Origin of the sequence: Cohnella nanjingensis (genome assembly GCF_014212125.1) — a bacterium.
Lineage (GTDB): Bacteria > Bacillota > Bacilli > Paenibacillales > Paenibacillaceae > Cohnella > Cohnella nanjingensis.
Genome location: NZ_JACJVP010000039.1, coordinates 1 through 13,381 on the forward strand (window position 1 = coordinate 1; position 13,381 = coordinate 13,381).

A 13,381-nucleotide genomic window follows, 5' to 3' on the forward strand; every position below is an offset into this window, starting at 1 on the left:
AAGTTGTAAACGTACAACTAAATCGGCCATTTTTTGAATATTTATCGATTTTCTGCTGAATAAGTTGTACGTTTGCAAGTAAATGCCTCTTCTCCGCCGATGGGAGCCAAATAAGTTGTATGAATACAATTTATTGGGGAGCAGCCACCACGAGAAAGCACCACGAGAAAGCACCACGAGAAAGCACCACGAGAAGGCACCACGAGAAGGCACCACAAGAAGGCACCACAAGAAAGCACCACAAGAAAGCACCACAAGAAAGCACCACCATCAAGCACCACCAGCGAGCACCGCTGGCGAGCATCACCGGACTGGCCCCAGCCGATGAATTCCGGGCGACCTTTGCCAACCGAAGACGAATATTCCCTACGATTATTAGGTGTGTAAGCCCTGAAAGGGATAATGGCCAAGACCCATTTTCATAAAAAAAGAACCAGCCGCCGAGGCTGGTTCTTTGGACGTCCGGGGCGCGGGCTATCTCCGCTTCTTCGAGGCGCCGTCGCTGCGCCCGCTGCTGCGCATCATGGCAGCGGCATTGGGGGCGGCAAATTCGTCGGAGTACACGTCTTTGGCCGTGCAGACCGTCACGTGGTGGTAGACCGGTACGCAATGGTGCCGGCGGATGACCTCTACCGTCTGTACGACTTCGACGTGTTGCGGATGGTAATAATCTTCGTACACCGTTTGAGGCGGATCATAGATCGATTTGGCCTTGCATTCTGGACAATCGGACATCGTAACCAGCTCCTTCCTGGGTTGTCGTACAGTATACGAGAAAGGCACCCAGTAGGTCTGTTCATCCGCCTATTTCGTCCGCCCACAATTCATGGCAAGTGTCTATCTCCGCCGGCCAAGCGCAGATCCGGCTACTCCGCGAACGTCACGCGGCCCTCCGACAACGAGGCGACGCGGGCGAGCGATTCGACCCGGAAGCCCGCTTCGAGCAGGGTGGCGCGTCCGGACTGGAAGGACTTCTCGATGACGATGCCGATACCGGCTACGGTCGCGCCCGCCTGGGCGACGATGCGGGCGAGCGCGAGCGCGGCCTGTCCGTTCGCCAGGAAGTCGTCGACGATCAGGACGCGGTCCGCGGGATGCAGGAACTGCCGGGACACCGAGACTTCGCTCTCTTCCTGCTTGGTGAAGGAGTAAGCCTTCTCCGTCCACATATCGTCCTTCAGCGTGAGCGACTTCCGCTTGCGCGCGAAGATCAGCGGCACCCGCAGCCGCAGGGCGGTCATCATCGCAGGGGCGATGCCGGACGATTCGAGCGTCAGCACTTGGGTGACGCCTTCTTCGGCGAACAAGGCGGCGAACGTATCGCCGATCGCGGACATGAGGGCAGGGTCGATCCGATGATTGAGGAAAGAATCCACTTTGAGCACTTGGTCGCCGAGCACGCGGCCTTCGCTCAAAATCTTGTTTTTCAGCTGTTCGATGACACAGCTCTCCTTTGCACATATGCTTTCACTCTTCAGGCTTCCATTATAACCGACTTGTCCGGGATTTTCCGCAACGCGCCGCATAATGCCGGGAATTTCCTCACACAATGAAGACGATACGGATCGCATGCTTCATCAAGGGGGCCAACTGCTTGACAACAAGGCATACGGGAATCCGGCGTGGCGCGGCGATCGCCGCGCTGCTGGCCGGCTTGGCGCTGCCCGCCGTCTGGACCGCCGCGCCGCGGGCAGCGGCCGAAGGCCAGCAGCCGGAAGCGAGGAGAGTCGCGGTCGTCATCGACGACTTCGGCAACAACATGAAGGGAACGGAGCAGATGCTGAAGCTCCCGATCCCGCTCACGGTGGCGGTCATGCCCTTCCTGCCGTCGACGAAGGCGGATGCCGAAGCCGCTCACGCCCAAGGCCGGGACGTCATCGTGCATCTGCCGATGGAGCCGGTACGGGGCAAGAAGAGCTGGCTCGGCCCGAAGGCGATCCTGACCGGCCTCTCCGACGAGGAGATCCGGACGCGGGTGGAGGCGGCGATCGCGGACGTGCCGCACGCGGTGGGCATGAACAATCATATGGGCTCCAAAGCGACGGCGGACGAGCGCGTGATGCGGATCGTGCTGCAGGTCTGCCGGGAGAGGGGGCTGTTCTTCCTGGACAGCCGCACCTCCTACAAGACGGTCGTGCCGAAGGTGGCCAAGGAGCTGGGCGTGCCGCTGCTGCAGAACGACGTCTTCCTGGACGACGTCTACACCCACCAGCACGTCTCGCGTCAGATCGCCGTGCTGAAGGAGATCGTCGGCAAGCACGAGAAGACGGTCGTCATCGGGCATGTGGGGCCGCCTGGCCTTATCACGTCGAGCGCGCTGAAGGCCGCTGCGCCGTCGCTCCAGACGCAGGCCCGGTTCGTGAAGCTGTCGGAGCTCCTGCCGTCTGCAGGAGCCTTGCCCTGAACGGAAGAGGGAACGATAAGAAGCGGCCGATCCGGACGGTTAATCGTCACGGATCGGCCGCTTCTTTATAGATGCGGTTGGTTGCAAGGCGCCGTTAGGGCGAGACGCACCGGTAGGCGAGGATGCCGCCCGCGATCGCGGCGGCGATCCGCGTCTGCCCGCGCGGGGAAGTCAGCATCTCGCGGTCTTTGGCATTGCTCATGAACGCGGTCTCCACGATGACGCTCGGGATCTTGATTTTTTTCAACACGTAGAACTTGCCGCCGGATTGCGGGAGGAACTTCGACTGCTGCTGCCGGTTCAAACCTTGCTGGATGAACGTCCCGAGCAGCGCGCTGTGGGCCTCCTCCTGATGGATGACGATCGGTCCGCGCGTACCGCTGCGCTTCGACCAGTTCACGTGAATGCTGACGAAGATGCCGGCATCGAGCTCGTCCGGCAGGCCGCCGCGCTGCGACAGGTCGCGCTGATGTCGGGACGAACGGTGCCATCGGTTGTCGTCGCTAAGCGCGTAGTCGCCGGTCCGATTCAGGACGGCCCTTACGCCGTGGCTGCGCAGGATCAGGTAGAGCTTGCGCGAGATCGCCAGGTTGATGTCCTTCTCCAGGATGTCGCCTACGTGCGTACCGCCGTCGATCCCCCCGTGACCCGCGTCGATGATCACTTCCGCGGACGGCAAGGCGTGTTCGGCATGGGAGGGGAACAGCGGGTTCGCGCCGACCGGCGGGTCGACTTCGCCGGCCGGCGGCGCGCTCCAACCGGACAAGGCGCACGCGGCAACCGCGAGAGACGCGGCGCGGATCGCCGCGCGCTTGAATCGCTTCAATAAGGGCATGCGCATCGTTCCTTCCGTAGCTTCCTGCTCCCTATATCGTGGCACGGGAAGCGCCATCTCATTCAAGGAACGGCTTGTCAGCGGCGAGGCCCGGTTGGAATCGCTTCAGAAAGGGCATGCTAGAGGTAACGCAGACTTCGGAAGGGGATGACGGGATGAGCGACGCGACCGATTGGCTCAAATACGTAACCGACCGGACGGTGACTTATCTGATCACGCCGGCCGAACGGGAAGCCCGCAAGATGCGGCGATCCCGCCGCGAACCCTGGCTAGCCCGCTGGTTCGGACTTATGGGCATGCAGATCTGGTGGCAGGCCAAGAAGAACCAGGAATGGCTCGAAACCCGCAAAAAAGACAAGCCGCACGCGCCTGGATCGTGATCCGGGGCTGGCGGCTTGTTTTATGTCGGAAAAGAAACGGCTGCCCTCGTTTATCGATAGAAAAGTCCAAGCGCTTGAAGCGACGCGAGCGGAATGAACCGCGTGCCGTCCATATCGAGCGCGAGATCGACGCGGCCGTCGGCCCAGCGTTGATACCCGGTAACGGGCAGCGCGTACAGCATGGCCTCGCCGAACGGCTCGGAGACGAACCGCAGGTGGCCTTTGTTCGCGAGCCGCTGCAGCAGCTTCGCCGGATCGGCCCCGAACGGCTTCTCGTCCATGAGCCAAGGCAGGCGCTCGTACGGATCGAACGACTCGTTCAGCTTCAGGGCGCCGATCTTCATCGCCGCCGAAGATCGGGCCGGCGCGGCGAGCGCGTCCGTCTTCGACGCCTGCGCCCAGGAGGCGTCGTCCAGCGGCAGCTGCTCGCCGGTCTTGGCATCCAGCCAGACGATCTGCCCCGGCAGGCGGACTTCCCAGGCGGCGGCGAAGGCGTGGGCATAATGCTTGATCGCCGTGAAGGCGTCGGAATGGACGGAGTCGATCCAGCCGTTCGCGAAGAGCGCGCGGCGCAGGGCGCGGGTATCGAACAGCGGCTGGTCGCCGAGTCCGTACTCGCCGAGCCGGTAGGTGCCGTCTTCGGCGGCGTAGACGATCAGATATCCGGCGGGGCGTCCGCCGGAGACGAGCGTGACGAGCCATCCGTGCGTGCCCGGCCCGAGCGCTTCGATGCGCGGAGAAGCTTGCTTCCACGCGGCGAACGGCTTCTGGGCGGAGAGGACGTCGACCCAATCCGCGACTTGCTTCTCCAGCAAGGCGCGGTCCGCGGTCTGCGGACTCGGCGTCTCCGCGTGCGCGACGGCCGGCAGCAGCGCGGAAGAGGCAAGAGGAACGACAGCTATAGCGAAAGCTAAGATCAGCGGCATGAACGGCAAGCGGCGGCGGTCTGTGCGACGGGTCCGTGTCATTACGGGATCACCTGCTTTGTCTGTAGTGGGGGGAGCGGATTCGCCTAACCTGCATTGTACCGGACAAGCCCTGCCGATACTGTTGGAATGTGTCTTCGAAGCGGCGCGCCGCCGCTTCTTTTTTTGTCTGATCGTCGTCAATCGATGCCGGGGAGGTGGAAGATTCCGCAGTTCATGACGGATAACGTCACCCTGGGCCGGTATTGCCAGTCGATCTCCGCCTCGCGCTGGCGGAATCGCGTACGCAGCGCCTCCGCCTGTTCGTCGGTGGCGGCCCGCGAGATCATCGGCTCGTAGTACGCTTCGATCCGCTTCATCTCGTCCATCCGGCGCTCGTCCGCTTCGACGGCCCAGCCGAAGTCCGCCGTCTTGATTCTGCGCTCGAGCGCATGCTCGAGCTGCGTCATCCCTTTGCGAAGGGAGAGGCCGTTGCGCAGCAGATGGACGTTCGACGGGAGCTTCGCCGTGAGGCGGCGCTCGCGCAGCTTCTCGAAGAAGCGCTCGTCGATGTTGCCGGTCGCGAGCGAGATGCCCCAGCCGTACAACTCTTCGCGCTTCATATCGCATTCATACCCCACTTTGAAGTTCACGCCTAACCAGGCGGTGTACGGATTCGAACTGAACGGATCCAGACGGCCCCGCGGCGGCTCCTCGAACAGCGTGATGCAGCGTCCGCCTTCCCGCACCGAATCGAAGATCTGCGCGAGCCGCCCCGATCCGAAGTAGACGTCCTCCCGCAGGATGCGGGGCCCCGCCTGGGGGAATAGCGGAGGGGGCTGCTGCGCGGCGCCGCCGGCGACGATTCCGTACGCGCTGGCGCTCGTCCCGCCCATCTGAGGCTGGGCTGTCTGAGCGGAATCTTCCTCTCCTTCGGCGGTCGCGAACTGCCAGGAGAACGTCATCGTCTCCGGCTCCGCGCCCGTCCGGTCCACGAAGCTCCAGTAATACGGCCGGTTCGTCAGGTGGCGGTCCGCCTCGGGCGAGAGCTTCACGATGACGTGATTCGGGCTTTTCTCTAGAATCTGGCATTGGGTCGCCTCCAAGTAGGAGAGGACGAACTTGTGCACTTGCTTGGCGTTCATGGCTTCTTCTCCTCATGCATCTGTCTGATGAGGGAATCTCCGAGCCCGTCGATGCGCTGCCGGAGCTCGGCTTCGTCCGTCGCTTCGAGCATGATCTGGGCGAGACGGCGCTCGAGCGGCTCCTCCCGCTCCATCCGTTCCACGATCTCGTCGAGCTCCCCGATTACCATTTCAAACATATTGATTTTCTCATGGAGCAGGTGTACGATATGTTCCTCTATGGTGCCGTACGTACATAGATTGTAGATTTGAACGTCCTCGGTCTGGCCCAGCCGATGCACGCGGCCGATCCGCTGCTCGACCCGCATCGGGTTCCAGGGGAGGTCGAAGTTGATGATATTGTGGGCGAACTGCAGGTTGATGCCTTCGCCGCCCGCTTCCGTCGCGACCATCACCTGCGCGCGGCGCTTGAACAAGTCCATCATCCAGTCCTTCTTGCCCCGGTTCATGCCTCCGCGGTAGGGAACGGCGGCCAGATCGTGCTCTTTGAAGAACCGGATCAGGTACTCTTGCGTCGCGCGGTATTCGGTGAACACGATGGTCTTGTCCTGGATCCGGTTGATCAGCTCCATCGTCTTCTCGGCCTTGGTGTTGGCCTTGATCTGCTTGATGAACTCCACGAGCTCCCAGATGCGCGCGCGCAGCGGCGAGTCTTCGGCCGTCTTCTTGAACAGGTTGATCAGCGTCAGGAAGACGGCGTCGCGGCTCGAGCAGACCTCGCGCTGCAGCGTGACGAGCGACAGCATGCTGGCCAGATCGCCGCGCTCGGCCTTGGCGTGCTCGCGGACGTACTTGGTGACGGCTTCGTACAGCGCCATCTCCTCGGGGGAGAGCCGCAGCGGCACGTTCGTGACGAACCGCTTCGTGAACTCCACGCCGCCGTCCGTCCGCCGGTTGCGGATCATGACTTGACCGAGCGCTTCCTGCAGCTTGTCCTCGTTCTTGGCGATCCGCCGGTCGGCGACGTAGTTCGAGGCGAAGTCGCCTTCTCCGCCGAGTTGGCCGGGCTTCAGCAGGGTAATCAGGTTATAGAGTTCGTTCAGGTCGTTCTGGACGGGCGTGGCTGTCAGCAGCAGGCAGTATTTCTTGCGCAGATCGTTCACGAATTGATAGTTGCCGGTCCGCTTGTTCTTCAGCTTGTGCGCCTCGTCGATGATCAGCATGTCGTACTCGGCGTCGAGCAGAGAAGAACGATGCGGCTCGCGCTTCGCCGTGTCCATGGAAGCGACGACGATATCGTTGTTCCAGTGGTATTCTTTTTTTTGCGCGGTGGCGGGGATGCCGAACTTGCTGTTCAGCTCCCGCACCCATTGCAGCACCAGGGAGGCGGGCACGAGGATCAGGACGCGCTTCACCAAGCCTCTCACGAGATACTCCTTCAGCACGAGGCCGGCTTCGATCGTCTTGCCCAGACCGACTTCGTCGGCGAGAATGGCGCGGCCGCGCATGACGTGCAGCACGCGCAGCGCCGTCTCGGTCTGATGCGGCAGCGGCGTGAGATTCGGCAGGAGCCTCATGCATTGCAGCTCGTGGAAGTCGGTGACGCGGGTCGCCTCTTCGGCCTCCCAATGCATCTGATACAAGCCCCAGTCGTCCCAAGGTCCGTTGCGCTCGAGCCGCCGCTCCAGCTCTTCGAGCGGCGCGCGATCCACATGGAGATCGACGAGCGGATGGATCTTGCGGGCGGGCGCTTGCGGCTGCGGCTGCGGCTGCGGCGGGACGGAGGCGGCGGACGTCTCGGCGGCTTGCGGTTCGGAGGCCGGCGGGAAGGCGTGCGGGATCGGTTCGGGCCCTGGGGACGAGCCGGGATGCAAGTAAGGGGGACGCAGACGATTACCTCCTCGCGATGCGATGGTCGGGATACCCAGATAGTATGGGCATCTAGCGATGCGAATAAAACATTTCGCAAAAACAGGAGAGAATGGAAGCAATCGCGAGGTACGTCCAAGCTGTTCCCGCATGATTCGCGCAGGGGTCGAAAACGGTCGGTAGTCGTTCAATATGTGGTATAGTATAATGGTATTCGCACACAATATATTGTACAATTTACATACATTATGTTTGTTGGTGCGCGCCTAGAAATCCTTGAATCGACGCCATTACGGGAGGGTGTACCGGAGTGAAAACGACGATGGAAACGAAGAAGTTGGAAGGATTAAGCGAGAAGATATTTCTAGACCGGTATGCTTGGAAGAATGCCGATACGAACGAGACGAAGGTCGGCGACGTCGTGCTCGTCCTGACCAAGGACGATCCGAAGTTCCCCGCGAAGGACGTCGGGGAAGTCGTGAAGCGGGAAGGCAAGAACGTGACCGTGAAGCTTCGCAACGGAGACCTCGTCGAGTCGAATGTGGATAAATTGACGCTCACGATCGAGAAGACGCCGCAGGAGATGTGGGACCGGCTCGCCGGCGCCATGGCTTCGGTCGAGGCGCCCGACAAGCAGAAGGAGTGGCAGGAGAAGTTCCGCTGGGTGCTCGACGACTGGAAGCTCGTCCCGGGCGGACGGATCGCGGCGGGCGCGGGCGCCAGCGAAGAGCTGACGCTGTTCAACTGCTACGTCATCCCGTCTCCGCACGATAGCCGGGGCGGCATCATCGAGACGCTGTCCGAGATGACGGAGATCATGGCGCGCGGCGGCGGCGTCGGCATCAACCTGAGCTCGCTGCGTCCGCGTCGCGCGATCGTACGCGGCGTGAACGGCTCCTCGAGCGGCGCCGTCTCCTGGGGCGGCCTTTTCAGCTACACGACCGGCCTGATCGAGCAGGGCGGCAGCCGCCGCGGCGCGCTCATGCTGATGATGAACGACTGGCACCCGGACGTCGTGGACTTCATCACCGTCAAGCAGACGATGGGCCAAGTGACCAACGCGAACCTGTCCGTCTGCGTGAGCAACGCGTTCATGAAGGCCGTGAAGGAAGACCTCGACTGGGAGCTGGTGTTCCCGGACACGAGCGACGCGGAATACAACGAGCTGTGGGACGGCGATCTCGACAAGTGGAAGAAGCTGGGCAAGAACGTCATCCCGTACAAGACGGTGCGCGCGCGCGACGTGTGGCAGACGATCATCGAGTCCGCCTGGAAGTCGGCCGAGCCGGGCGTCGTCTTCATGGAATACTACAACCAGATGTCCAACAGCTGGTACTTCAACCCGATCATCTGCACGAATCCGTGCGGCGAACAAGGCCTGCCCGCTTGGGGCGTGTGCAACCTGTCGGCGATCAACCTGTCCAAGTTCTACGATGCCGACAAGCATGACGTCGCTTGGGACGAACTGTCCAAGGTCGTCCGCTACTCCACGCGGTTCCTGGACAACGTCATCGACAAGACGCCTTACCACTTCCCGGAGAACGAGGCGAACCAGAAGAAGGAGCGCCGCGTCGGCCTCGGCACGATGGGGCTCGCGGAGCTGATGATTCATCTCGAGATTCGCTACGGCAGCCCGGAGAGCCTGACCTTCCTCGACAAGCTGTACGGCTTCATGGCGCGCGAAGCGTATCTGGCGTCGACGGAGATCGCGGCGGAGAAGGGATCCTTCGATGCGTTCGAGGCGGAGCCGTTCCTGCAAAGCGGCTTCATGAAGAACATGCACGAGGCGTATCCGGAAGTGACCGAAGCGGTGCGCAAGCGCGGCATGCGGAACGTCACCGTCATCACCCAGGCGCCGACGGGCTCCACGGGTACGATGGTCGGCACGTCAACGGGCATCGAGCCGTACTTCGCTTTCGAATTCTTCCGTCAGAGCCGGCTCGGCTTCGACAAGCAGCTCGTGCCGATCGCGCAGGAGTGGAAGGACGCGCATCCGGGCGAAGAGCTCCCCGAATGGTTCGTCACCGCGATGGACCTGTCGGCCAAGGATCATATCCGCGCGCAAGCGGCGATCCAACGCTGGGTCGACAGCTCGATCTCCAAGACGGCGAACTGCCCGGCCGACTTCACCGTCGAAGAGACGGCCGAGCTGTATGAGCTCGCGTTCGAGCTTGGCTGCAAGGGCGTCACGATCTATCGCGACGGCAGCCGCGACGTGCAAGTGCTGAGCACGGCGAAGGACGAGAAGAAGGAAGAAGCGGCAGCCGTGCCTGCGGCCGAAGCGGCTGAAGCTTCCGCAACGGCAGGCGAGACGTCCGCGCTCGACACGCTCGGCAAGGCGCTGCCCGTGACGGTCACTCCGGCGCAGGCGCAAGTGTTCGACAAGCAGTACAAGAGCCGTCCGAAAGTATTGCGCGGCGCGACGTACAAGTTCAACACGCCGTTCGGCATGGCGTACATCACCGTGAACGACATCGACGGCACGCCGGGCGAGATCTTCCTGAACGTAGGCAAGGCCGGCTCCGACGTGTTCGCGATGGCCGAAGCGCTCGGCCGCGTCTGCTCGCTGTTCCTGCGATACGGCGACCACGGCAACAAGGTGCAGCTGCTCGTCAAGCACTTGAAGGGCATCGGCGGCTCCGGCGCCGTCGGCTTCGGTCCGAACCGCGTCGAGTCGATCGCGGACGCCGTAGCCAAGGCGCTCGAGATGCACGCGAACCTGCTCGCCGAAGAGGAGCAGTCTGCCGCGTCCGAGCTGCCGATCGCGGCGACGAGCCAAGCGGCTGCTGCCGCCGATCAAGGGCATAGTCACGGCGGCTCGCTGGGCAGCCAGCCGTACACGTCTCTGGATCTGTGTCCGTCCTGCGGCTCGGCTTCACTGCTGAACGTAGAGGGCTGCAAGACCTGCGCGAACTGCGGGTATAGCAAGTGCTCCTAAATGAATTGAAGCCCCCGGAATCGGGGGCTTTTGTGTGTTGTCAGAATTAGTGAGAATACTTCCATAATAAGTGAGACACTTTTTCGTAATTAACGAGAAAATGCATAATTATGCATAATTATGGATATAAAAAGTGTGCTGGTCATTTAGACCAGCACACTTTTTTTTAGGAGTAATGATCATGAAGTGGCCCAATCAACCGGTTCAGAAGCCAGATGAATCATTTTTTAGCTACATGCTCCGACTAGCAGAAATGAATGACATAATGAGTTACCGAATCAATCTAGGTCTTACAGGAGTTCGTTTTCGAAAATATAACCCCAACATTCTTTCGGCCGTTGAGATTGCTAAAGGGAAACTGAATGAAGTTCTTTTTGATTTCGACATCCATAAGTGGCTTGTTCAAAAGAAGGATAGTAAAAACGTCAACATCCGAAAAATAAGATTTAGACTGCGCGGAAATTTCATAATCGTGCTAACTCGAAAAAGAAAAATAAAGTATTAGACTGACTATATGGACATAACAGCCGCTCGAGCGCGGATCGCATCCGGAAGAACTTGGAGCATGAGCTGCAGCGCAGCCACCCGACCGCCGTCACCGGGGCGCCGCGCGTATGCGGCTTGCCCGCCAGTCTACAACTCTATTTATTACGGTCTAATACTTTATTTTCTTCTTACATCAAAACCTCGCTTAATCCTGAACTGATCGCCAACGTCTCATTTTGTATAAGCGAGTATGGGAAAGTAAAAACAAGTGAGATATAAGGATATTTCTTGGTCCACGATCGTGTTATACATATACGAGGTGAAAGCATGGATGACATTTATAAACGGAACGTAGAAATGATTTATCGCATTTGCTTCATGTATCTCAAAAATTCAACCGATTCGGAGGATGCTGTTCAATCGATTTTTCTGAAACTATTGAAGTCCAACACGTCTTTTGCTGACCCCGAGCATGAGAAGGCATGGCTTATCGTAACGACCAGGAACTATTGCAAGGATTTACTGAAAAGCTGGTGGAGAACGCGGAAAGTCGAGCTGACACGCTTGCCGGAAGCGGTTTGGAGGGATGACGGCGATCGCTCGAGAGAGGTGCTTGATCAGCTGCTGGCGTTGCCTGATAAATACAAAATCGTACTCTATCTTTATTATTTCGAAGAGTATTCAGTCAGAGAAATCGCGAACATGCTCATCCGCAAAGAAAGCACGATTCAATCACAGCTGGCGAAGGGGCGTACGCTCATGAAGTTAAGCTTAGGAGGCCACTATGATAAATAATCATATCAATCAACTTTTCGAGGCAATTACTCCAAACGAGAATCAGAAAGAGAACATGTGGACAGCCATCGAACGGCAGCGCCGGGTCGCACATGAACCAAGCCGAGAGATGCGCGGACGAGCCTCCTATCGCAAAATACTGATCTCGTTATCTGCCAGCTTGCTCGTACTCCTCATCTCGGCAACAGCGTATGCTGCAGTATCCGGCGATATCGAAAAGTTATACGATCGCTATTTTAACGGAAAAGGACAGACGGTTACCTTAGCAAACGGCGATACCTTGCACTATGAAATTGAAGGTAAAAATAAGAAGGTAATAGCCAGCCCCGGCAATGGGCCTTGGCTCGTCAAGAAATCCTGGGGGCGCCTCATCGTAAGCGTAAACGGAGAAAAAATCAATATTACGGAGGCGCTTAAGAAGAAGGGATACTTTTACTATAGCTATCGAGACGACACTAACATCCTGCATCGCTTGTATATCGTGAAGAACGCCGGCGGAACCAAAGATTATGCGGAGCGGTGGTACTCCCAGATGGAATGGCTGCCCGAGCTGGGCATGTCAGGAGGAGTGCGAGGACTTAGCCAGGAATTGGCGATGGCCATCGGAGGCGCCAATCTGGATGCAGAGGAAGGGAAAGATCTGGACGCTGCACTTAAGGACCGCTTAGCGAAGTATTGGAAAGAGTATGGAAATTAGACGTCATACGGGGTCTTCTTTCAAGGTGGATAACGGATACGCTTCATTTACTTGATCGACACAGCAACTATTTTCAAGGCCGTCCCCAACCAGGGGCGGCCCTCTTCAGTTTTGCCTTACTTATGCGGGCGGTTCCGAAGCCAGGGCAGCTCGGTCTGCCACACCTTTCGCGGTCATGTTTAAGTTTTTCCAATACGAGACTCGATTTCCATTCCACAAATTCGAAGCTCCTAAAGCCATCATTTCATACAGGGGGCAACATGCATCTCCTTTATTCCTGCACGCCCTTTCGCTGATCCACAACCCGATCTCCCCCATAGCTCATCTTCTTTCACACTCTTCCTAGGGTGAAATCCTGCGAATTCATGAGTCTGAGTGAGGAAACTGGATCATTTCGAGGGAGTTTAATCTAGGTTGATGTGAATCTTGACCATTGTTAAGCCAATCAGAAGCTTAAAACCGAGCATTTTCTTCAGAGCGTTGTGTCTCACGTAAACCTCTCACGCCTTCTGAACAGAGGGCGAGTAAAATACATCACTATGCATATGCTTGATTCTTTCCCAGTTGCCGGGATTGGTCGTGTCTAAAGAGCGGTACTCCAGAATGGCCTGATATAGAGCGGTTTTTTGTTCCAAATGGGCAACGTGCTGTTTGGCTTCTTCGAGCTTTACGAGCGCATCTTCTTTATGCTCCGTCATGAGTGCGTAACGTTGCGGAATGGTCGAATCTCCTTCGAGACAGAGATCTACGTACCTCTTAATAACTTCAATAGGCATCCCGGATTGCTTGAGGCATTTGATGCCATGCAACCAGTTGATCGATTCTTCGTCAAACATCCGAATATTGTTTTGATTACGCTGTACGCTTGGCACTAGACCTTTATCCGTGTAAAAGCGTACTGCGTGCTCGGTGAGTCCCGTTATTAGGGCGGCTTCTTTGACCGTATGCATGTGAAATCCTCCTTGGAAAATAATTTTTGAAAGCAGC

The 13,381-nt window shown here is 58.6% G+C and carries 13 protein-coding genes; 6 read left to right on the forward strand and 7 right to left on the reverse strand.

The genetic code is table 11. From position 1 onward, the window contains the following. Positions 1-474: 474 nt before the first annotated feature. Positions 475-681, reverse strand: a complete 207-nt coding sequence (locus H7C19_RS22275) for a hypothetical protein (RefSeq protein WP_221469401.1) — start codon at positions 679-681, stop codon at positions 475-477. 185 nt (positions 682-866) lie between these two features. Continuing rightward, entirely contained in the window at positions 867-1,439 is a 573-nt protein-coding gene (locus tag H7C19_RS22280) for a xanthine phosphoribosyltransferase (RefSeq protein ID WP_185671373.1), read from the reverse strand. Between the two features lie 155 nt (positions 1,440-1,594). On the opposite strand from H7C19_RS22280, the gene H7C19_RS22285 reads away from it, so the two are divergent. After that, on the forward strand, positions 1,595-2,404 hold the full coding sequence (locus H7C19_RS22285; RefSeq protein WP_376775396.1) for a divergent polysaccharide deacetylase family protein: 810 nt from the start codon (positions 1,595-1,597) through the stop codon (positions 2,402-2,404). A gap of 94 nt (positions 2,405-2,498) precedes the next feature. Here H7C19_RS22285 and H7C19_RS22290 read toward each other — a convergent pair whose 3' ends face one another. Beyond that, positions 2,499-3,230, reverse strand: a complete 732-nt coding sequence (locus H7C19_RS22290; protein ID WP_246469671.1) for an N-acetylmuramoyl-L-alanine amidase family protein — start codon at positions 3,228-3,230, stop codon at positions 2,499-2,501. A 164-nt stretch (positions 3,231-3,394) separates the two neighbouring features. On the opposite strand from H7C19_RS22290, the gene H7C19_RS22295 reads away from it, so the two are divergent. Then, entirely contained in the window at positions 3,395-3,619 is a 225-nt protein-coding gene (locus tag H7C19_RS22295; RefSeq protein ID WP_185671284.1) for a YqzE family protein, read from the forward strand. 50 nt (positions 3,620-3,669) lie between these two features. Here H7C19_RS22295 and H7C19_RS22300 read toward each other — a convergent pair whose 3' ends face one another. The 3 genes from H7C19_RS22300 to H7C19_RS22310 all read right to left on the reverse strand — a co-directional run bounded on the left by H7C19_RS22300 (position 3,670) and on the right by H7C19_RS22310 (position 7,321). Further along, a complete protein-coding gene (locus H7C19_RS22300) occupies positions 3,670-4,545 on the reverse strand; it encodes a hypothetical protein (protein WP_221469403.1) in 876 nt (291 codons plus the stop codon). Positions 4,546-4,724: 179 nt separating this feature from the next. Continuing rightward, a complete protein-coding gene (locus tag H7C19_RS22305; RefSeq protein ID WP_185671286.1) occupies positions 4,725-5,669 on the reverse strand; it encodes a YqhG family protein in 945 nt (314 codons plus the stop codon). After that, on the reverse strand, positions 5,666-7,321 hold the full coding sequence (locus tag H7C19_RS22310) for a DEAD/DEAH box helicase (RefSeq protein WP_376775398.1): 1,656 nt from the start codon (positions 7,319-7,321) through the stop codon (positions 5,666-5,668). Before H7C19_RS22310 ends, H7C19_RS22305 begins: the two co-directional genes overlap by 4 nt. A 479-nt stretch (positions 7,322-7,800) precedes the next feature. Here H7C19_RS22310 and H7C19_RS22315 point away from each other — a divergent pair, with 479 nt between their 5' ends. The 4 genes from H7C19_RS22315 (at position 7,801) to H7C19_RS22330 (ending at position 12,394) form a co-directional block, all read left to right on the forward strand. Then, on the forward strand, positions 7,801-10,416 hold the full coding sequence (locus H7C19_RS22315; protein ID WP_185671375.1) for an adenosylcobalamin-dependent ribonucleoside-diphosphate reductase: 2,616 nt from the start codon (positions 7,801-7,803) through the stop codon (positions 10,414-10,416). 181 nt (positions 10,417-10,597) lie between these two features. Continuing rightward, positions 10,598-10,921, forward strand: a complete 324-nt coding sequence (locus H7C19_RS22320; RefSeq protein WP_185671287.1) for a hypothetical protein — start codon at positions 10,598-10,600, stop codon at positions 10,919-10,921. Positions 10,922-11,229: 308 nt separating this feature from the next. After that, positions 11,230-11,697: an RNA polymerase sigma factor gene (locus tag H7C19_RS22325; RefSeq protein WP_185671288.1), complete on the forward strand. Its 468-nt coding sequence runs from the start codon at positions 11,230-11,232 to the stop codon at positions 11,695-11,697. After that, positions 11,687-12,394: a hypothetical protein gene (locus tag H7C19_RS22330; RefSeq protein ID WP_221469405.1), complete on the forward strand. Its 708-nt coding sequence runs from the start codon at positions 11,687-11,689 to the stop codon at positions 12,392-12,394. The genes H7C19_RS22325 and H7C19_RS22330 overlap by 11 nt, the downstream gene beginning before the upstream one ends. 500 nt (positions 12,395-12,894) lie before the next feature. On the opposite strand, the gene H7C19_RS22335 is transcribed toward H7C19_RS22330, so the two are convergent. Then, entirely contained in the window at positions 12,895-13,344 is a 450-nt protein-coding gene (locus tag H7C19_RS22335) for a MerR family transcriptional regulator (protein ID WP_185671289.1), read from the reverse strand. Positions 13,345-13,381: the final 37 nt, after the last annotated feature.